The sequence below is a fragment of the Alkalimarinus alittae genome (genome assembly GCF_026016465.1).
Taxonomy (GTDB): Bacteria; Pseudomonadota; Gammaproteobacteria; order Pseudomonadales; family Oleiphilaceae; genus Alkalimarinus; species Alkalimarinus alittae.
The window spans coordinates 2066076-2086873 of record NZ_CP100390.1 but is presented as its reverse complement, the minus strand read 5'-3'; the positions used below and the strand labels follow the sequence as shown (position 1 = coordinate 2086873).

Sequence of the window (20798 nt, the reverse complement as noted above, 5' to 3'; positions counted from 1 at the left end):
GCAAGCTCATTAATCCACTTTCTCTATTTCGCATAATAGTGGATGTTCACACTCTGATGAGTACTGGTTAACCAGTGCAGCCTTTGTTTCGGCTATATCGCGTGTAAACACTCCACATACCGCTTTCCCTTGTGTGTGTACGGCCAGCATTACCTGTGTGGCCTTCTCTTCACTCATCCCAAAAAACGTTGTTAATACTTCTACAACAAAGTCCATGGGCGTGAAATCATCATTCAGCAAAACCACCTTATACATTGATGGTCTTTTTAAAGCCGGCTTGCTTGGTGCTACTGCAAGTCCGCCTTCTCGATCATGCTGATGATCACCGTCTTGATTTAATATTAGTAGACTATTTTCAAAAGTACTCATAGCTCAACGTTAATTTTTTAATTTTTTACAGAAACTGCGTTTGAAAGACGCTCTCAGTAGCACCGAAAAACCAATAACACTAAAAGCATAAGTAAATTTTGCATAGCGAAAATCACTTCCTTCATACTTTTTTGGGGCTAATTATGAAATATAAACCCTCTGACTACACCTTGATAGTGTTATTACAATTAAATAGTGTAATGAAATGATTAAAACTTGCCACTCTGCCCTTGACTAACAAGCCGTTATGGTAAAAAGTAGGGGGACTATTCCCGAAGTAGCTTTTTCGGTATTAAATAAAAATAAAATTTAGGCATTATTTCAAGTGCCGGCAATAAAGATCAGACATGGGAGTCGATTATGCCTGTAGGTACAGTCAAGTGGTTCAATAATTCAAAAGGCTATGGTTTTATCGTTGAGGAAGGCGGGTCTGAAGACCTTTTTGCTCACTTTTCATCTATTCAGATGGAAGGGTATAAAACACTTAAAGCTGGTCAAAAAGTCATTTTCGAGAAACAAGCTGCAGGTAAAGGTATTCATGCAGTAGGGATTTCGGCTTTAGAACTAGAGCAGCCAACTCAGATAACAGCCTCTGAAACCACAAGCGAAGAACAAGCAGAAAACAGCGAGACACCCTCAAGCAATATCGCGGCTTCTGCATAGCACCCTCTTCAAGCCGACATCCGCTATTAAGTCGTTAGTGGATTCGCTTCACCCGCTTGCAGAGGGAGGTATTTGAGTGCTTGAAAGAGCCTAGAGGCTAGCCCTACTTACCACGACCCCTTTATATCTCTGCAACGATAAATCTCTCCTTATGGCCTTACTGATTTTATTAAATAAACCCTTTAATGTGTTATCTCAATTCACCGATGACAACAACCGAACCACGTTGGCTAATTATATTGATACTAAAGGTGTTTATGCCGCGGGTCGATTAGATTATGACTCCGAAGGACTGCTACTCCTTACCGATAATGGTGTACTTCAACATAAAATCACTGACCCAAAACACAAACTACCCAAAACATATTGGGTACAGGTAGAAGGTCGCCCAACCGAAGACGATATCAGCACCTTAAAAACAGGCGTCTTGCTCAAAGATGGCAAAACCGCACCCGCAAAGGCTAAGATTATCCCAGCACCCAATCTTTGGGATCGCGTACCGCCTATCAGGGAGCGTAAAAATGATATCACCACTTGGATATCATTAACGATTACCGAAGGTCGAAACCGTCAAGTTAGACGAATGACGGCAGCCATTGGTTTTCCGACACTTCGACTGGTACGGTACAGTATTGGCAGTTGGTCAATCGACCACTTAAATTCAGGGGAGCACACCACAACAATCATCAATATGCCCGCGAACGCCCCCCAGAAGAAACAGTCAGCTAAGCCCCCTCATAAATCTAAAACACATCGTAAAAAAACAACCTCTCGGAGATAGCCGCTATGATATGGACACCTCATGCCACGGTTGCCGTTGTCGTCGAAAAGGATGGCCGGTACCTACTTGTAAAAGAACATAGCAATGGCGACATTGTCTATAATCAGCCTGCCGGCCACGTAGAAGAAGATGAATCGATATTTTCAGCCGCGATTAGAGAGACGCTTGAAGAAAGCGGTTGGGAAGTTGAACTCAAATCTATAATAGGGCTCTACACCTATAAAGCGCCCAGTAACGGCGTTACTTATTACCGTATTTGCTTTGAAGCAATCGCCATTAAGAAGGTGTCGGATACGCTTGATTCCGACATTATTTCTGAACACTGGTACCGTTATGACGAGATTTGTCAGCTAAACAGCCAATTAAGAAGCACTTTAGTAAAAACCTGTATCGATGACTTTAGAAACAATAAACGCTACCCTCTTTCATTTATTGATGAGTCTGCATTTAAACCTTAACCCACGCCATTGCATTTAGACGCATCCTATCTCTTTAGCGCTTGTAAGGTCTTAATAAATACCCAATAAACGATAGGCTTAAAAATAAAAGCACTAACACTAAGCGTTGTTAACAGTTAAAATGGCTATCAGGCTTGTAAAAGCCAATTAACACCCCATTTTTAATAACCACCTTCATTCGCACTTTTAGATAGTAGATTTATATACGGTATGACTAATCCAGAAAACACTCGAGTTATCGTTGGCATGTCTGGCGGTGTAGATTCATCAGTATCCGCCCTTCTTTTGCTTCAGCAAGGCTATCAAGTCGAAGGTCTGTTCATGAAGAACTGGGATGAAGACGACGGTACTGATCACTGTACAGCCATGCAAGACCTCGAAGATGCGCAAGCCGTATGTGACAAACTGGGGATAAAATTACATACCGCCAGTTTTGCCGCAGAATACTGGGACAGAGTGTTTGAATACTTTCTTGCAGAATACAAAGCCGGTAGAACCCCTAACCCAGACATTTTATGCAACAAAGAAATCAAGTTTAAAGCCTTTCTGGATTACGCCGTTACACTAGGAGCAGATTACATTGCGACTGGCCACTATGTGCGAAAAAAAGAAATCGATGGACAGTCATTTTTGTATAAAGGTCTTGATAACAATAAAGACCAGAGTTACTTCCTTCACTTAGTTTCTGAAGACAAAATTGAAAAAACACTGTTTCCTGTGGGAGAGTTAGAAAAGCCAGAAGTGCGAAAGCTCGCTCTTGAGCATGACCTCATCACTCACGACAAAAAAGATAGCACCGGCATATGCTTTATTGGCGAGCGTAAATTTAAAGATTTTCTTCAACAATACCTTCCAGCACAGCCCGGCAACATCGTTACTGAGCAAGGAGAAGTCATAGGTCAACATCAAGGGCTTATGTACCACACTATTGGCCAGCGACAAGGCTTAGGGATCGGCGGATTGCAATCACACGGTGAAGCACCTTGGTATGTCGCACAGAAAAATCTCGATAAAAATGAATTATTAGTGGTGCAAGGCAAAAACCACCCACTATTGTTTGCTGACGCATTAACGGCACAAAATATTGAATGGATAAATAAAGATCACCCTGAGTATCCTCTAAAGTGCATGGCCAAAACCCGTTACCGTCAGCCAGATCAGGCTTGCGAAGTAAATCAAACAAGCGAAGGTGAGATCACGGTTACATTTGAGCAACCACAACGCGCAATTACCCCAGGACAGTCACTCGTACTCTATCTTGATGATAAATGTTTAGGTGGAAGCATAATAGAATCCACCTTATAAAAGATTTGTATCCTATTGATTTATTAGCATTATACCTAAGAGGTTTATTTTGATTCATACAATTGACGAACAAGCCATAGCCCTTGCCGGCGTTTTTCAAGCTGCAGCGCTAGTTCATCAAATAGCTCAAACATCTCGGTATGATAAGCCTATATTAGAAGCATCAATCAACAGTTTGTTTGTCACCAACCCTGAAACAACCGAATCTGTTTATGGCGGTGTCGAAGGGATTCGATTGGGGCTAGAAACCTTACAGCAAGTTTTACTTAAAGACCCCGGCCAAAAGAATATCGAAATCATTCGCTACTCGCTTAGCTTAATTCATTTAGAGAGCAAGCTTCGAAAAAAGCCAGAAATGCTCAACATCATCAGCACACGAATCCATCAAGCGAGCGGCCAAGCCGATCACTTTTCATTACTTCATGAAAATGTAATCCACAACCTCGCGTCTTTGTACATGGACACCATCAGCACCTTTAATCTTCGCGTTCAAGTTACGGGCAAACCCGAGTATTTAAAAATATCCCACAATGCCGCATTAATAAGAGCAACCCTTCTTACTGGGATACGCGCAGCGATTCTATGGCGACAAACGGGTGGGCGGAGGTGGAATTTGCTTCTTAAAAGAAAATCGATTGAAGCCTCAGTCAAGCAATTGCTGAGCGAAAGCTCAACGGATTAATAGATTCAACTCGGTTTTGTAACCGTGATGAAAGGAGGCATGACTGGAATCAAGGATGGTAGATACCTTGTTCGCAACCGAGATTCACCCCGACAAAGCCGAATACTTTCTGTTAGCTTTAAAGGCCATTTTGTTGCCTTAAACAGCTAATTTATGGTCTTAAGTACGCTACTTATAGTATCATTACCCCCCCAATTCATAACCACTTTATTAAGCGAGTTTTTTGATGGAGCTTTCTTCCCTTACCGCAGTATCCCCTATCGATGGTCGTTACGGCAGCAAAGTAAAAGGCCTACGTACTATTTTCAGCGAATTCGGTCTGATTAGATTCAGAGTGGAAGTAGAGATACGCTGGCTCCAGCAACTTGCAAAGCATCCTGAAATCACTGAAGTCGCTGCATTTGATGATGCCACTAATGCGTTTCTCAATAGCATTGTGTCAGATTTTTCACTCGCTGATGCCGAGCGTGTAAAAACAATCGAAAGCACGACCAATCACGATGTTAAAGCGGTTGAATACCTCATCAAAGAGAAGTTCGAAGCCGTTAAAGATAAGCACCCTCAATTATCAGAAATTTCTGAGTTTGTACACTTTGCTTGTACGTCTGAAGATATCAACAACCTGTCTCATGGCCTTATTCTTAAGAACGGCATGAGCGAGTGTGTTGTACCTTACATGCAGCAAGTTATTGATACACTAAAGACACTTGCAATAGAGTTTTCAGAGCAACCAATGCTCTCTCGTACTCACGGTCAAACCGCTTCACCTACCACCACTGGTAAAGAGCTTGCAAACGTAGTGGCACGTCTTCAGCGTCAACTTAAGCAGGTACAATCTGTTGAGATGCTCGGTAAGATCAATGGTGCTGTGGGTAACTACAACGCACACATCTCTGCATACCCAGAAATCGACTGGGAATTGCATGCCAAAACGTTTGTCGAGTCTTTAGGCCTAACGTTTAACCCTTACACCACCCAAATTGAGCCACATGACTACATTGCTGAGCTTTACGATGCAATCGCTCGCTTTAACACTATCTTGATCGACCTTGATCGCGACATTTGGTCTTATATTTCTGTTGGTTACTTCAAGCAAAAGACGGTAGAAGGTGAAGTAGGCTCTTCGACTATGCCTCACAAAGTAAACCCAATCGACTTTGAAAACTCTGAAGGCAACCTAGGTATTGCCAATGCGATACTAAACCACTTATCAAGTAAGCTTCCTATTTCTCGCTGGCAGCGAGACTTAACAGATTCAACTGTATTACGTAATTTGGGTGTAGGCTTAGCGCATAGTGTTATTGCTTACCAATCAACGCTAAAAGGTTTAAATAAATTAGAAATAAACCCTGTTCGTTTATTGGAAGATCTCGACAACTGCTGGGAAGTAATGGCTGAGCCAATCCAGACGGTGATGCGTCGTTACAACATCGAAAAACCGTACGAGAAGTTAAAAGCCCTTACTCGCGGTAAAGAGATGAACCAAGCCACCATTGAGGAGTTTATTAACACGCTTGATATGCCTCAGAGCGCTAAAGATGAGCTTATCAAAATGACCCCTGCTAGCTACATCGGTAACGCTATCAAGCAAGCTAAAGCCATTTAAGATTGTAACGCTACGCCCTAAGAGACAGGTAGCGAGCACGACGTAATATGTCGTGTCTTGTACTTGTCTCTTAACGTTCTAACTATCACTTGTCACCCTTCTCATTCTAAAGAGCCGTTTCATGATCAATATTCTTGGCACTATTACCGCTGAACAGTTTCTTAGTGAGTACTGGCAGAAAAAACCACTTCTTATTCGCCAGGCTATTCCTAATTTTGAGTGTCCTATTTCGCCAGATGAACTAGCAGGCTTAGCTTGCGAACCTGAAGTTGAATCAAGAATTATCATTGAGAATCACGAAGGTCAGCCTTGGCATCCATTGAACGGCCCTTTTAATGAAGAACAGTTTAGCCAATTGCCTGAAACGAACTGGTCACTCCTAATACAAGGGTTAGACGCTATAGTTCCTGAAATATCTGACCTACTAAACCATTTCAGATTTATTCCTAACTGGCGCATTGATGACATTATGGCCAGTTATGCCCCTAAAGGTGGCAGTGTTGGCCCTCACTATGATTATTATGATGTGTTTCTACTGCAGGCGCAGGGTAAAAGAAGATGGCTCACCGGGCAGCATTGTGACGAGCACTCGAAAACGCTTAACAACACCCCTCTCAGAATTTTAGAAGATTTTGAAACCGAGAACGACTGGGTACTCGAGCCTGGCGACATGCTTTACTTACCCCCTCAAGTTGCTCATCACGGCATTTCTATGGGGGACTGCATTACGCTATCTATTGGCCTGCGCTCACCTACCCATGATCAGATTTTAACCTCTTTCACAGACTACATTTGCAATATAGCCGTAAAAGAACTGCACCTGGATGATCCAAACCTAACAATACAAGACAACCCAGGTGAGATGAATACCTACGTAATGGACCAATTGAAAGAAGTGGTTCAGCGCTATCTCACTAATGACATGCTTTCGGGCTGGTTTGGTCAATATAGCACCGAACCAAAATCAGACCACATCGTTCAACTGCCTGAAGACCCAATAGAAGAAACTGAGCTAATGAACTATCTGGCTAATGCCAACTCGATTCGCTGGAACGAAGGTTCTCGGTTTAGCTATTATCTAGCAGAAGACAAGCCTGACCAAATCAAGTTTTTTTATGATGGGTTTGAGCAACTATTAGGTTTAGATAGCATTCCACTGGTAAAACTTATCTGTAGCGGTAATCAAATCCCACTAAAACCCCTTTTTGCCCTCTTATCAGCAGGAAGCACTACAAATCTTCTACTAGACTTAATAAATGGTGGGCACCTTTACGCAGAAGAGGCATAAATTAACCTATTTTATCAGGGTTATTAGATATGAATGATAACGCGACAAACAATTCATTTACTGAAGACATTCCGTCGTCAATTGAAAATCAGCACACTTATTCGTTGGGTGAAGATAAAAGCACGCACTTATTTTCATCCCCCGATTCACTTAGGGCGCTAACCACCTCAATGATTAGCCAAGCGACTAATAAGGTTAGAATCTTAAGTCATCATTTAAACCGAGAAATCTACGACTACGAACCTATAAGAGATGCAATCTCTAAGTTAGCTAGAGCGCATTCTCGATCCACCATTGAACTACTGATAGTAGATGAACACCCTCTCGTCGTGAGCACACAAAGACTATTAGAGCTGGTACGCAGACTTCCTAGCAGTATTCAGCTAAGGGTCATCAATAAATCATACCCTTACGATGAGTCAGCAATGGTCTTAGTCGATCGCTGTGGTGTAATCTTCCAAAAAGAAAATTCTATTTATGAAGGGTTTGCTAACTTTAATAGCGCAGGCAGAAACAAACAGCTAACTGAAGTGTTTGACCATTTGTGGCGCCACTCTTCAGAGTCTCAAGAGCTAAGGCAACTTAGGCTTTAACCAGAACCAGAGCCGGAAAATTAAACTACAATCCGATTAAATCGTATACAAAAAAGCCGCACCCTTGGGTGCGGCTTTTTTTGTATTGGTTAAGACATTAGCGATTAACCTGCTAATTTAGCCTTAAGCTCAATACGACGACGATGAAGAACGGGCTCAGTATAACCATTTGGTTGCTTAGTCCCTTCTATAACCAACTCAACGGCAGCCTGAAACGCAACACTATCTTCAAAGTTTCCAGCCATGTTGATATAACTTGGATCATTTGCGTTTTGACGATCAACAACGCTTGCCATGCGCTTTAATGTTTCCATTACTTGCTCTTCTGAACAAACGCCATGACGTAACCAGTTAGCCATATGCTGTGATGAGATACGCAACGTAGCACGATCTTCCATCAAGCCCACATCATTGATATCTGGCACCTTAGAACAACCAACGCCTGCATCAATCCAGCGAACAACATAACCCAAAATACCCTGAGCATTGTTATCAAGCTCTTTTTGTATCTGGTCAGCGGTCAATGTGCTTGGATCTTCCATTACTGGAATATTAAGGATGGCATCAACCGATGCATGCTTACGCGCCTTAATCTCATCCTGCGTTTTAAATACATCAACTTGATGGTAGTGAACAGCGTGAAGCGCCGCTGCAGTTGGAGAAGGAACCCATGCAGTGTTTGCACCTGCTTTAGGATGCCCTATTTTTTGCTCCATCATCATGCCCATTTCATCTGGCATTGCCCACATACCTTTACCGATCTGTGCACGCCCTTGCAGACCTGTTTCTAGACCTGTGTCAACGTTCCAGTCTTCATAAGCAAGAATCCACTCTTGTTGCTTCATGACTGACTTAGGAATAATAACGCCTGCTTCCATTGATGTGTGTATTTCATCACCTGTACGATCTAAGAAACCCGTGTTGATGAATACAACACGGTCTTTAGCGGCACGAATACACTCTTTAAGGTTTACAGTAGTGCGACGCTCTTCATCCATGATGCCCATTTTCATGGTGAATCGTGGTAATGCTAGTGCGTCTTCAACGCGACCAAACAACTCGTTTGCAAATGCAACTTCTTCTGGGCCGTGCATCTTAGGCTTAACGATGTTTACAGAACCAGTAGTCGAGTTCTTAACAGGTGAGTTACCTTTAATGTCGTGGATAGCGATCAACGTGGTGAACATACCATCCATAATACCTTCAGGTACTTCATTCCCTTCGCTATCAAGAATTGCAGGGTTAGTCATCAAATGACCCACGTTACGAACGAACAACATTGAGCGTCCTTTAACTGCAAACGTGTTTCCGTCTAGGCCAGTGTACTCACGGTCTGGGTTCATGCGACGCGTAAAGGTCTTGCCACCTTTAGACACTTCTTCTTCTAGATCGCCCTTCATTAAGCCAAGCCAGTTGCTATAGATAACAACTTTATCTTCAGCATCAACGGCTGCTACAGAATCTTCGCAATCCATAATCGTTGTTAATGCAGCTTCCATAAGTACATCTTTAACACCAGCCGCATCTGTTTTACCGATTGGGCTTGTTGCGTCTATCTGTAACTCAAATCGTAAACCGTTATTCTTAAGCAAGATACCTGTAGGTGCTGATGCATCACCGGTATAACCTTGTAACTTCTCTTCTTCTTTTAAGCCAACAGTAGAACCGTCAGTTAAAGTAACCACTAATTTGCCACCTTCGATGGCGTATTTAGTGCTGTCTTTGTGAGAACCAGACGCTAGCGGTGCGGCTTGATCTAGGAAATCACGCGCATACGCGATAACTTTGTTACCACGAACAGGGTTATAGCCCTGACCTTTTTCTGCGCCATCTTCTTCTGAAATAGCGTTGGTGCCGTATAGGCCATCGTACAAAGAGCCCCAACGAGCGTTTGCAGCGTTAAGTGCAAAACGTGCATTCATCACAGGTACTACAAGCTGAGGGCCAGCCATTTCTGCGATTTCAGGCTCTACATTTAGCGTGGTCGCCTCAAATGCTTCACCTTCAGGTAATAAGTAGCCAATTTCTTGCAAAAACGCTTTATATTCAGCTGCGTTATGCGCCTGCCCTTTACGCTCTTGGTGGTAAGCATCGATTTTTGCTTGAATATCGTCACGCTTAGCTAACAATGCTTTATTTTTTGGCGCTAGATCTTTAACGATGGCATCAAAACCTGCCCAGAATTTATCTACTTCAACTCCAGTTCCTGGTATAGCCTTTTCATTAACAAAGTCATAAAGAACTTTTGCGACCTGTAAGCCACCAACTTGAACACGTTCTGTCATTTATCAAAGCCTCGATTATTTGCTTGTGCAGTTTATTTGAAACCATTAAATACTTTTTGATTCTAACAACTTAACACTACTAATACGTCGGTATAGAGACTATGCGGATAAGCAAAATCTCGCGCCATTCAATACCGATACAATATGTTAGGGGGCAGAATTTTACACGAAATCAAGGATAAATCCTATAGAGAGAAGGCTGTCTGACATTTTGTCAGTCACAGACATTGGTTTACTTTGGTTATAAAGGTGGGGAGCTGCGTAGGATGCAGACGGCAGTAATGAGCAAAAGCGACTTACATAAGCCTAGAAACGAAAAAACCCGTACTGATAACAGTACGGGTTTTTAGAATAAGTGGCGTCCCCAAGGGGAGTCGAACCCCTGTTACCGCCGTGAAAGGGCGGTGTCCTAGGCCTCTAGACGATGGGGACGCAGTAACCAAACGTCTTGCTGAGTTAGGAAGACGCGCATTCTACAGTCTGTTTTTTTATAGGTCAAGTCTATGTTTACACTAAGATGTTTTAGTTCATATTTATTATGTAAACATCTGTCTTTTCAATAGATTAGTCTATACTCAATTTTATACATTTTCATTGAAGAGAAACAATACAAAATATGTCCGCTACGACCATCACCATTATTATCGTACTTATAATCATTGGGTCTGTCGCCGTCCTAGTGATTAGTCAGGCCAAAGAAAAAGCGCGCATCGAGAAAGTTCGCAAAATCAACTCAATGCAAGACCGGTATCGCCGACTTCAACGCTTTCTTAGTGAGATCCCTCCTCAGTACCTTAACAAAGAGCTACGGACGATGATTATTCAGCGGGGCATTGAAACACTGAATGAGCTGTCAAAGTTTAAGTCTGACCCTGCCTTAAAAACAAAACTTCAACAAGACCAAGAAGCACTTAAGGTTGTACAGGCATCAAACGAACCCCCTCAACCCGTTCAAATAAAAGATGAAGCAACAGCGAAAGAAATTAGCAAACTACTTGAACTGCTCTATCGTTTTATAGAAAGACAGCGCGCAATGAAAAAGATTGATCAGGCCTCCGGCAAAAAATATTTAGTTTATATCAGTTATCTTATATCAAAATCTAAAGCGGACTTAGTTGTCACTAAAGCAGAAGCAGAACTCAAAAACGGTAAACCCAGAATTGCAATCAACAACTACCATAATGCAATTTCTGTGATGATGCGTATCAAAGATAATCCTCTCGCTGTTAAAGCTATTAACGGTTATAAAGCTAAAATCAAAGAGCTTGATGAGCTTGCCAGCAAACAAGCAGCTAAACCCTTAGAAGGTCAAGCCACTGAAGACACTGCAAATAAAGAATGGGACAGCTTTCTTGATGAAGATGACACATGGCAAAAGAAAAACACCTATGATGACTAGCGGCTTAGTCTTCAAAACACACATTAACACAGAATAGCACGTCAAAAATTTAACCCATGACCCGATAACGGCTATAAGTCGTATGTTTTGTTCATTTTTTCAGGTATAAAGGCCCCTCTACGGACGACAACCTGCTTAATAGGATCAACGGCTAAGTGAAAATCAACTTATCAAATAGACTGTCATTTAAACTGGCAAGAAATACGGTTCTGGTTGCATTAGCGTTGGGCATGGTTTTAAATTTATTCCAAGTACTGCTCGATTATATAAACGAAAAATCAGCGCTCGACCGAGACATTCAAGCGCTTATTACCATTAGCCATACGCCCGCCTCTCAGATAGCCTACAATATTGACTCTAGGCTAGCAGAGGAACTACTCGGTGGCTTGCTTAAACACCCGTCTATTATTGAAGCCGAAATCATTGATAGCGATAATCGTGTCTTAGCTCGTAAACACCGTAAATTAACTAGCACTTCATACCGCTGGCTTAGCGATTTATTATTCGAACCCACTCGGTATTACAGTACCCATTTAGCGGTCCAGCAGCTGTCTGACATCAACTTAGGCAACCTTAATGTTATTGTTGATACCTACCCTTCAGGCATTGCCTTTTTAAAACGCGCATCGTTTACATTAATATCTGGATTTATCAAAAGCTTAGCGCTTTCCGCTTTATTGCTACTAGTTTTCTATGTGATGCTCACCAAACCCCTGCTAAAAGTTATAAATGCGGTTAGCGAAGTCGACCCAGAAACACCAGAAAAAGTTCGCTTACCCGTACCTAAGGGACACCAACATGATGAAATTGGTATTTTGGTTGAAAGTACTAACGATCATTTACAAACAGTAGAGCGCAGCCTTCAACTGGTAAGAAAAACGGAGTCGAGACTTAAACACTATTCCGAACAGCTAGAGCAAATCGTTGAAACACGTACTCGAGAGCTATCCGATAAGAATGATCAACTTATTAAGATCAATCAAGAATTAGTGGTCGCTAAAGAAGAAGCGATACGACGGGCAACTGCTCGGGCAGACTTTCTTGCCAATATGAGCCATGAGATACGCACCCCGTTTAATGGTGTATTGGGTATGATCAGCCTAACCATGGAAGAACCACTCAGCGACCGTCAAAAACGCCAGCTGGATGTAGCATATAACTCAGGGGTTTCATTACTTGATCTACTCAATGATATTCTAGATATCTCGAAGGTTGAGTCTGGCAAGCTCACACTTGAATCTATTAGCTTCAACCTTAGACATACGATAGAAGAGGTTTCTAGCTTACTTGCTCAAAATGCTCATGCTAAACACATCGATTTAGTACTTGATGTTGACCCCCGATTCCCCGAAGCGGTATATGGTGATCCAACAAGACTCCGCCAAGTAGTGAGCAATTTAACAGGCAATGCCATCAAGTTTACTGAGCATGGCACCGTCACGATTAAGCTATTCATTGATAGTGGCTATACCGTTGTGCAGGTCATTGATACAGGTATCGGTATCCCTTCTGACTCAACAGAGAAAATCTTTGCACCGTTCTCACAAGCTTACTCCGATACTACTCGAAAATATGGTGGAACAGGTTTAGGTTTGGCGCTTTGTCGTCAGCTCGTCACCCACATGCAAGGCAGCCTTACCGTAGAGTCAATTGAAGGTAAAGGTAGCTGCTTCACAACGAAGATACCGCTTGAAGTTGACTTAAATTCAAAGCAATCCACCATTAATACTCAACTGGATAACTATGAATTTCTTGTCATTCATCGAGATGATAACAGTCAGTTCATTAATCTTATTAAGCAATTACAACATTGGAATCTGCACCTTAAAATTCGGGCATATTCCGACAAATCAAAGCTCAATGATTTATCTATTTCAATTAACGCACCCGAAAAGACCATCGTATTAATTGATGAACCTCTCATTTGCAATCTAATAAACGATAAAGTGCCTAGAGACCATATCATCCTAATTTCGGGAATTAATTTTGCGACCAATAAAGATAGTCAGCATCGTTTATTCTATGGTTGCCACTTACACTCACCGTATAGTCGCTCTAATCTTGAAAAAACACTCCTTAAAACAATAGGGCTTGGCACAAAAACCACTCAGGTTAGTAATAATGACAACCCTAAGGCAGGTGAAGGTCATTCAGTATTATTAGTAGAAGATAACCAGGTTAACCAGATGGTTGCTAAAGCCATTTTAACCAAGCTTGGTTATCAGGTGATGATTGCTTTAAACGGTAAAGAAGCCGTCGATTTAGTGAAAGCTCATTCGTTTGATGCGATATTAATGGATTGCCACATGCCGGTTATGGATGGCTACGAGGCAACCCAGTATATTCGCACAGAATTAAGAAAAGAACGCCTGCCAATTATTGCTGTAACGGCTAACGTGATGCATGGCGACAGAGAGAAGTGTTATAGCGCAGGCATGAATGATTACATTACAAAGCCTTATGATCGCCATGATTTGTTATCGGTGCTTAAAAAGTGGATCGACCGACCTGAAGACTCTGATGAACCAGTAGAATAAACCGCTTTGATAGAAAGCCTATGAAGAATGGCCTCTAATTAGAGGCCATTCGTTAGACCTAAACTGAAACCTAAAGTGCTGCCTGTAATATCTTACGACTTACTTCAGGTGTAACTTCTCGTCGCTCACCTAGAGCCACCATGCCATGCTGCTCTAGCTTGACCATTATGTCATCAATGTCAGACTCAGCTAGATCAACATCTGACAAACGTGTAGGTACACCCATTTGCTTAAAGAATCCTTCCGTTAACGCTATAGCCTTATCAATCCGGCTATTGTCATCACCTTCAGTGACACCCCATACACGCTCGGCATACTGCAGTAATTTGCCTGCCTTAGCGTCTCGACATACCTTCATTACCCCCGGTAATACAATCGATAAAGTTCTAGCATGGTCGATACCATAACCGCCAGTTAATTCGTGACCAATCATGTGTGTTGCCCAATCTTGAGGAACACCCGCGCCGATTAATCCATTTAATGCAAGTGTTGCTGACCACATAATATTCGCGCGTACGTCGAGGTTATGCTTGTTCTCTTCGGTTAGCGCTTTTGGCCCTTCTTCGATTAAGGTTAAGAGCAAGCCCTCAGAAATGCGGTCTTGTACTTTGCCATCAACAGAATACGTTAGATACTGCTCCATCGTATGTACAAAGGCATCAACCACACCATTACTTATCTGACGATCAGACAATGTGAGCGTTACAGCAGGATCAAGTACAGCAAATAAAGGTCTAACTAATGGGCTACTAAACGGTAGCTTATTGCCATCTCGCGTTACCACGGCCCCAGTGTTCGTTTCAGACCCTGTAGCAGGTAACGTTAAAACAGCACCAATAGGGAGCGCCGCCGTTACTTTCTGTTGCTTTGCTACGATATCCCAAGGGTCGCCATTGCTATATTTGGCTGCCGCTGCGATAAACTTAGTACCATCAACTACAGAACCACCACCGACAGCTAGGAGATAATCAACCTGATGCGCTTTAATAATATCCAATGCTTTTATTAAGGTATCATAGCTCGGGTTGGGCTCAATGCCTGAAAACTCAAACCATGTGTGATCTTTAAGCGCTTCTGATACTTGGTCATACACGCCATTCTTTTTGATCGAGCCGCCACCATAAGTAACCAACACTTTCGCATCGGCTGGTATTTCTTTAGTAATTGCTTTTATTTGGCCTTCACCAAAATGAATTCTGGTTGGGTTATGAAAAGTAAAGTTCAACATATTAAGATCCTAAATGTGTATACGGATTAAATTCCAATTAACGATGTCACTTCGTTTTACAGTTAATCTAGTCTATGCATTAAATTACGTTCTAACAATGCATAACGAATTGAATTTATTGTTTCAAATATTTATACAATCATACTGCACCATTAAGAATTGTCTTAATGATAAGGCCTTAATCCCCACACCATCAAACACGCTTACAAAGTACTTACCAAAAGCCGTTAGCTTTTTAAACCATCTATCTTTATCATTCCCCACTTATTTATAGAGCCATCAAAATAACACCTCAATTTTCTTAAAACTCAATGAGATTATTAATGTTTCACGTTACCCGAAGCTCATCAACTCGATTATTTTATGCTGCCTACGCCCTATTAACGATAAACCTAATTTCGGTATCAAGTAATGCGGCCGCTCGCCCACTTGCGGATAAAGCAGGCTGGGGTGCTGATCTAGGAATAACCGTGGGATTCACCCAACAGCAATCTCAATTTAATGTTGATGACGATAATGCGGTAACCACAAACCTATCCAATTCAGGAAAAGAAACCCGTGGCGGTCAACTACTCCCGCTCGCTCGATTAGATTTTACTCTTGATAGTCTTAAGACTCAGTATTATGTTGGTAATAGCCGTGAGAATGTCGGTAAAGGGGCCTTTCAAATAGAAGTGGGGGGGTCTCATCAGTTCGAAGATAATTCCATCCTCACACTTGCATACTTTCCTAAGCTTCCATTTATCGGTGAAACCTGGAAAGACCCTTACCTTACCAATCAAACAAGAGAAAAAACGGATGAAACAGCCCAAGGTGGCCGTATAAAGCTCAAAAATATCGCAGGAAGCTACTTAGATGTGCAGTATGCCTTTGCCGATAGTGATATAGACACTGAATTGAGTGGCAGTTCTCTGGCTCAGCTCACGGATAGCGACCGTTCAAAGCTTCACCGTGATGCATTTTACCAAAGAGTTACTATCGACCAGATGTTATCTATCAGCGATAACGTCATTATACAGCCAGGCATCATGTACACCCATGCAAATGCTAAAGGTGAGGCAAACGGCCACGATGAATACGCTCTTCGACTACAAGTCATTTACTGGAAAACTCGCCACCTGGTTACGGGTACAGCACTGTACGGACGACTTAAAGCATCAATAGACAACCCTGTTTTTAATAAGCGAGAGAAAACGGATAGAGCGTCTTTATTTGCGCTCTATAAATACAAGAAGCCATTTAACCTCGATAACTGGAGCCTAATGGCGATTGGATTTTGGGGAGAAACTGACTCCAATATTACGTTTTATAACAGAAGCGGAGCAGGTTTAGGTATTGGCGCGACGTATGAGTGGCGATGATAAATCAATAAAGTCTTCCTATCAGTTCTAAGTGAGTTAAATAAATTCTCATATCTAACTCTAGCTGATGGTAGCTCGGTTCCATATGTCGGCAAAGGCTGTAAAACGCTTTATTATGATCTTTCTCTTTTAAATGCGCTAATTCATGTACGGCGATCATTCTTAAAAATTCAATAGGCGTGCCTTTAAACACTGAGGCAATTCTAATTTCATTCTTAGCTTTTAGCTTGCCCCCCTGCACCCTCGATACAAACGTATGTAACCCCAACGCATGATTGATGACATTAATTTTGTCATCATAAACAACCTTACTTAATGGCTGTGACTTTCTTATATAGTCATTCTTAATATCGACAACATAGCTATAGAGCGCTTTATCTGTTCGAACTTCATGTGCTTTTGGATAACGTTTTAATAAAAAGTCCCCTAACCGCTCCTCTTCAATCAGCCGCGCTACTTGCGAGGTAATGGTTTCAGGGTATCCCGATAGATATTTAAGGTTTTTAGTCACGAGCGATATGCCTAAACGATAATAATGCGTTTAATTTTTCTGGCTCGCGATTAATCTGTTTTAACGCGCGCTTATAGCCTGATTTTAAGTGTTTTTTAAGGTATCGAGTCGCGTCAGAGGTGGGTATCTGTTTAAGCTTGCAATAAAGCGCCATAGAAAATAGCACCTCGCTTTCTGACAGTGTTGCCTGGCGATTAGACTGCCCATTATAACAACTGCCACAACCACCCCGAAACGTGTAAGCTGAATTGGCAAACATCACGCCAAAACCCATAAATATGGCCAGTAATTCTGTACCTTCTGCGAAATAATCAGGCCCACCCGGTGGAAAATACTGAGATTGAATAACCAGATATTGAGCCATAATATGCGCAAAACTAGATGATAAGTCTTCCGGCTTCAGTGTTTGCTGAGGGTTGTAGGTCAAATACAAAAGCTCTTCGCTCGCAATAGTAGACATACTATTCGTTACTGAATTCCTTGCAAGCATTTCAGCATTCCCCCCAATCACCAACTGGGGAGATGGCTTATATTGATAAGATTCAGGCGCTTGTAGTTTAAATGGCCAATGCGTTAAACCCGCATAATGGCGTGTATGTGTATAAACCGTTTCAGCTTTTTCATGCACACTACTCACGCTGCCTGCAAAGTACTCATTAGTGGGCTGAATAAGCCGACTACGCGCAAAAAACTCTTGGCTATCAAAATGTGTCAACGCCCACTCGTATGCTTCAAATATCCAGTCCGCACTCGACTGCTCTATTAATGGTTTGGACTTAAAAATACTGAACATATTAAATTAACGTTTATTTATAAAGTGATTAATGATGACGTTTCATTCTTTACCCATATTCCGACGCGAGTCGGTGAACATACCCATCTACAAAGACGGGGCTGAAGACTCATGTAAATTGCGTATAAAAGCCGGAATTTCGCTTGGATGCATCACGGTATGGTGCGGATTAATACCTAATTCGGCATCGAGTGGCTGTTGGTGCTGAATCCACACTGAAGTTATGCCGCTGTTGTGTGCACCCACTATATCCGCCGCTAAGCTATCTCCTACGTGAACTACTTCATGTGCTTGGCAATTTGCTAAGGTGAGTGCTTTTTCAAAAATGGAGGCAGCGGGCTTTTGTTCAGGTTCTTGCCCACCAATGATTATATGGTCAACATAATCTGCCATATTAACCGCTTCAACTTTAGGTATTTGCGAAAATTCAGGACCATTAGTAATAACCACCAAGGTAAACAGTTTTCGCGCTTGTATTAAAAAGTCAGCTATTCCTGGGTAAAAAGAAAACGCTGCAATACGATCCGCATCAAATTTTTCTTGTAACATCATCGCTACGTCGTCACTAACATCATCTATATGCTGGTCAGCCAATAGGTCGCGTATTAGCTGCAAACGAAACGCCCCCTCTCCCTTGGTCTCAATAATAGGCATATAACGCGCACGTTGCTCGTCAGACCATTCTCGATAGATTCCCGTTACATACTCTTTGGCAAACCGTTGTCCATCAATATTGGCAAACGTTTGCTTAGCCGCCTCTCCCATTAAATGCTGAGCTTGCTCATTTGCACCTTGCGTATCGCAGAGGGTTTCGTCCATATCGAAAAACAAGGCTTTAAGCATGTAACACTCCAGATGTATTTAGTAGACAGTCATTATACCTAAAAGTGTACGAATATTATTCCCCTTGGGGGAAACACACTGTCATCCTTTATTCACACTCCCCACTTATCCTCACTCAGCCTATTTAAAAACTTAATACAAACCTTTATCAATAATGACTCTTCAGGACACAATATCAATGCTTTCTAATAAAACACTATTATCCGCCAGCCTTTCATGCATCATTAGCTTATCTGGATGCAGCTCAGACTCATCAAATAAACAAGCACCCAACACAGAAAAAGAAATAGAAACGTCTGCAGAAGCATTTATCGAAAATTTTTCAGTTGATGGTGCCGATTTACCCTACACCGTTTTGCGGTCAGATTTAATAGATGTCAATACCGGTGTACCTTTTGAAGTGCGCAACGGTGGGTTTGGTTCTGCTATGACCAAAGACCCCAAACGCAATAACCGTTTTTACGCTCTAACAGACCGCGGCCCGAACGCTACATTTACGGGCGATTACGGTAAGGGTAAAAAATTTCCCTCTCCAGAGTATACACCACGCATTGGTTTATTCGAGGTTGGCATAACCGGCGAAGTCTCGCTCATCAAAACCACTTTGTTAAAGCGCCCAGATGGCACACTCATCACGGGCCTTCCTAATAGTTCTGCATTAGGGGGCACAGGCGAAACACCTTACACATCTGACGGGTCACCTGTTTTGGTGGATAGCAGTTTACCTTATAATGCATCGACCAACCCGATAAAGCTTGATGATTACGGACTTGACCCAGAAGGTTTGGTGGTGTTGAGCGATGGTAGCTTTTGGGTCAGTGATGAATATGGCCCACACTTAGTGCACTTTAATGCTGAAGGCAAAGAAATTGAGCGTATTAATGCTTTCACTGCAGATAACAGGGTGACACATTATTTGCCTAACGAGTTTTCATATCGTCGTGCAAACCGAGGCATGGAAGGGTTAACCATTACCCCTGATGAGAAAACCTTAGTGGGTATCATGCAATCGACCTTGTACCTCCCCAGTAAATCTGTCAAAAGTTTGGATATCACTCGCATTGTCACGGTCAACATAGATACTGGCGAATCTCATCAGTATTTATACAAACAAGAAAAGCCTGAAAATTCTAATTCAGAAATTTCGGCCCTCAGTGCAACAGAGTTTTTAGTTATAGAACGCGATGGTAGCTTTCTTTACGGTGGGCCGAAAGGCAGTGGCGCTGCAAATCTAGACGCGATGAAGCATGTATATCGTTTAGACTTAAGCACAGGTACTGATTTAGAATCAATTGAAAACACTGGCAACCTTATACAAGACGAAAACCTAGGTTTAACGATCAATGGCAATACACTAGAAGAACAGGTATTAGCTGATGGTGATTGGTCAACACTTGCCGCTAATAATATCGTTCCTGTAGAAAAGTCGCTTGTGGTTGATATGGTCGCTGAAGTCGACTACCCACATGACAAGATGGAAGGCTTATGGGTGATCAATGACAATTATTTGGGGGTTCTTAATGACGATGATTTTGCTACGTGGTCAACTAGCTCAGGCGAGCTTGAACAGAAAATGCTAAACAGCAACGCCATTGACGGTAATCATTTATATATTATTCCTGTAGATATATCTGTGTCCAAATAACTATTTCTTACGCCAGAGTTAAGCTTAACTATCTCTTAGAATGAGCCGAATACAATCATCATTCAACTCTACATATGAGCCGAATAATAGCTATATTCAGCTCATAATTCAATTTGATAGTGAAAATAGCTCTACATGAAGCAGTTCATCAAAAATGGCCTTCAGTCAAATACGCATTTTTTGTCTAAATAAATAACGGCGTCAGCATAGAGTTATCAATTAAAAGGGAAATAAGCGACGGGAATAGTACCAGTATCAGCTCAAAATAAGATTAAATAAATTAACGATAAAATCGCTAAGGGTGGGTCAATTTTAAATTACCGTTTAACCGCCAAAGTGGGTCAAAATTCAGTTACCGTTGACAATTTGTCTTCATTATTACTATCTCTAAATAGGTCTATTGATTTAAAGAGATAGTATTGACTTGGTTCCCCTTCTAAAAAGGGATAAA

Annotated in this window: 17 protein-coding genes, 1 tRNA gene and 1 pseudogene; 12 read left to right on the top strand and 7 right to left on the bottom strand. The window is 41.9% G+C overall.

All coding sequences use genetic code 11. The features are described 5' to 3' along the window. Positions 1 to 9: 9 nt before the first annotated feature. The gene (gene clpS, locus NKI27_RS09460) at positions 10 to 369 is read right to left on the bottom strand and encodes an ATP-dependent Clp protease adapter ClpS (protein ID WP_265049409.1); all 360 of its coding nucleotides are present in this window, start codon (positions 367 to 369) and stop codon (positions 10 to 12) included. Between the two features lie 360 nt (positions 370 to 729). Between clpS and NKI27_RS19330 the strand changes: the two are divergent. From NKI27_RS19330 to NKI27_RS09420, 8 genes and pseudogenes are all read left to right on the top strand, one after another. After that, a pseudogene (locus NKI27_RS19330) lies at positions 730 to 933 on the top strand (cold shock domain-containing protein); the annotation flags it as partial. A 250-nt stretch (positions 934 to 1183) separates the two neighbouring features. Next, a complete protein-coding gene (locus tag NKI27_RS09450; protein ID WP_265049407.1) occupies positions 1184 to 1813 on the top strand; it encodes a pseudouridine synthase in 630 nt (209 codons plus the stop codon). A 5-nt stretch (positions 1814 to 1818) separates the two neighbouring features. Beyond that, entirely contained in the window at positions 1819 to 2271 is a 453-nt protein-coding gene (locus tag NKI27_RS09445) for an NUDIX hydrolase (protein WP_265049406.1), read from the top strand. A gap of 210 nt (positions 2272 to 2481) precedes the next feature. Next, positions 2482 to 3576, top strand: coding sequence for a tRNA 2-thiouridine(34) synthase MnmA (gene mnmA / locus NKI27_RS09440; protein ID WP_265049405.1), 1095 nt, complete (start codon positions 2482 to 2484; stop codon positions 3574 to 3576). 49 nt (positions 3577 to 3625) lie between these two features. Further along, the gene (gene hflD, locus NKI27_RS09435) at positions 3626 to 4258 is read left to right on the top strand and encodes a high frequency lysogenization protein HflD (RefSeq protein WP_265049404.1); all 633 of its coding nucleotides are present in this window, start codon (positions 3626 to 3628) and stop codon (positions 4256 to 4258) included. A 226-nt stretch (positions 4259 to 4484) separates the two neighbouring features. After that, positions 4485 to 5864 carry an adenylosuccinate lyase gene (gene purB / locus NKI27_RS09430; RefSeq protein ID WP_265049403.1) on the top strand — a complete coding sequence of 460 codons (1380 nt, stop codon included), beginning with the start codon at positions 4485 to 4487 and terminating at the stop codon, positions 5862 to 5864. 121 nt (positions 5865 to 5985) lie between these two features. Continuing rightward, positions 5986 to 7152: a cupin domain-containing protein gene (locus NKI27_RS09425; RefSeq protein ID WP_265049402.1), complete on the top strand. Its 1167-nt coding sequence runs from the start codon at positions 5986 to 5988 to the stop codon at positions 7150 to 7152. A gap of 29 nt (positions 7153 to 7181) precedes the next feature. Beyond that, entirely contained in the window at positions 7182 to 7745 is a 564-nt protein-coding gene (locus NKI27_RS09420) for a DUF7931 domain-containing protein (protein ID WP_265049401.1), read from the top strand. A gap of 104 nt (positions 7746 to 7849) precedes the next feature. On the opposite strand, the gene NKI27_RS09415 is transcribed toward NKI27_RS09420, so the two are convergent. Together NKI27_RS09415 and NKI27_RS09410 are read right to left on the bottom strand one after the other, a co-directional pair. Then, positions 7850 to 10030 carry a malate synthase G gene (locus NKI27_RS09415; RefSeq protein ID WP_265049400.1) on the bottom strand — a complete coding sequence of 727 codons (2181 nt, stop codon included), beginning with the start codon at positions 10028 to 10030 and terminating at the stop codon, positions 7850 to 7852. 356 nt (positions 10031 to 10386) lie between these two features. Continuing rightward, positions 10387 to 10462, bottom strand: a tRNA-Glu gene (locus NKI27_RS09410). A gap of 184 nt (positions 10463 to 10646) precedes the next feature. On the opposite strand from NKI27_RS09410, the gene NKI27_RS09405 reads away from it, so the two are divergent. Both NKI27_RS09405 and NKI27_RS09400 read left to right on the top strand, forming a co-directional pair. Continuing rightward, positions 10647 to 11429 carry a hypothetical protein gene (locus NKI27_RS09405; protein WP_265049399.1) on the top strand — a complete coding sequence of 261 codons (783 nt, stop codon included), beginning with the start codon at positions 10647 to 10649 and terminating at the stop codon, positions 11427 to 11429. 155 nt (positions 11430 to 11584) lie between these two features. Next, positions 11585 to 13966 (top strand): hybrid sensor histidine kinase/response regulator, encoded by a 2382-nt coding sequence (locus NKI27_RS09400; protein WP_265049398.1) that lies wholly within the window; start codon positions 11585 to 11587, stop codon positions 13964 to 13966. 70 nt (positions 13967 to 14036) lie between these two features. On the opposite strand, the gene NKI27_RS09395 is transcribed toward NKI27_RS09400, so the two are convergent. Beyond that, positions 14037 to 15194 (bottom strand): iron-containing alcohol dehydrogenase, encoded by a 1158-nt coding sequence (locus NKI27_RS09395; protein WP_265049397.1) that lies wholly within the window; start codon positions 15192 to 15194, stop codon positions 14037 to 14039. Between the two features lie 323 nt (positions 15195 to 15517). On the opposite strand from NKI27_RS09395, the gene NKI27_RS09390 reads away from it, so the two are divergent. After that, positions 15518 to 16555, top strand: a complete 1038-nt coding sequence (locus NKI27_RS09390; RefSeq protein WP_265049396.1) for a DUF2860 domain-containing protein — start codon at positions 15518 to 15520, stop codon at positions 16553 to 16555. Positions 16556 to 16559: 4 nt separating this feature from the next. On the opposite strand, the gene NKI27_RS09385 is transcribed toward NKI27_RS09390, so the two are convergent. From NKI27_RS09385 to NKI27_RS09375, 3 genes are all read right to left on the bottom strand, one after another. Then, complete coding sequence (locus NKI27_RS09385) at positions 16560 to 17066, bottom strand: M48 metallopeptidase family protein (RefSeq protein ID WP_265049395.1); 507 nt, start codon at positions 17064 to 17066, stop codon at positions 16560 to 16562. After that, positions 17059 to 17859: a hypothetical protein gene (locus NKI27_RS09380; RefSeq protein ID WP_265049394.1), complete on the bottom strand. Its 801-nt coding sequence runs from the start codon at positions 17857 to 17859 to the stop codon at positions 17059 to 17061. The genes NKI27_RS09385 and NKI27_RS09380 overlap by 8 nt, the downstream gene beginning before the upstream one ends. 87 nt (positions 17860 to 17946) lie before the next feature. Beyond that, the gene (locus NKI27_RS09375; protein WP_265049393.1) at positions 17947 to 18702 is read right to left on the bottom strand and encodes an HAD family hydrolase; all 756 of its coding nucleotides are present in this window, start codon (positions 18700 to 18702) and stop codon (positions 17947 to 17949) included. Between the two features lie 178 nt (positions 18703 to 18880). Between NKI27_RS09375 and NKI27_RS09370 the strand changes: the two genes are divergently transcribed. Continuing rightward, the gene (locus NKI27_RS09370) at positions 18881 to 20347 is read left to right on the top strand and encodes an esterase-like activity of phytase family protein (RefSeq protein ID WP_265049392.1); all 1467 of its coding nucleotides are present in this window, start codon (positions 18881 to 18883) and stop codon (positions 20345 to 20347) included. The last annotated feature ends 451 nt before the right edge of the window (positions 20348 to 20798 follow it).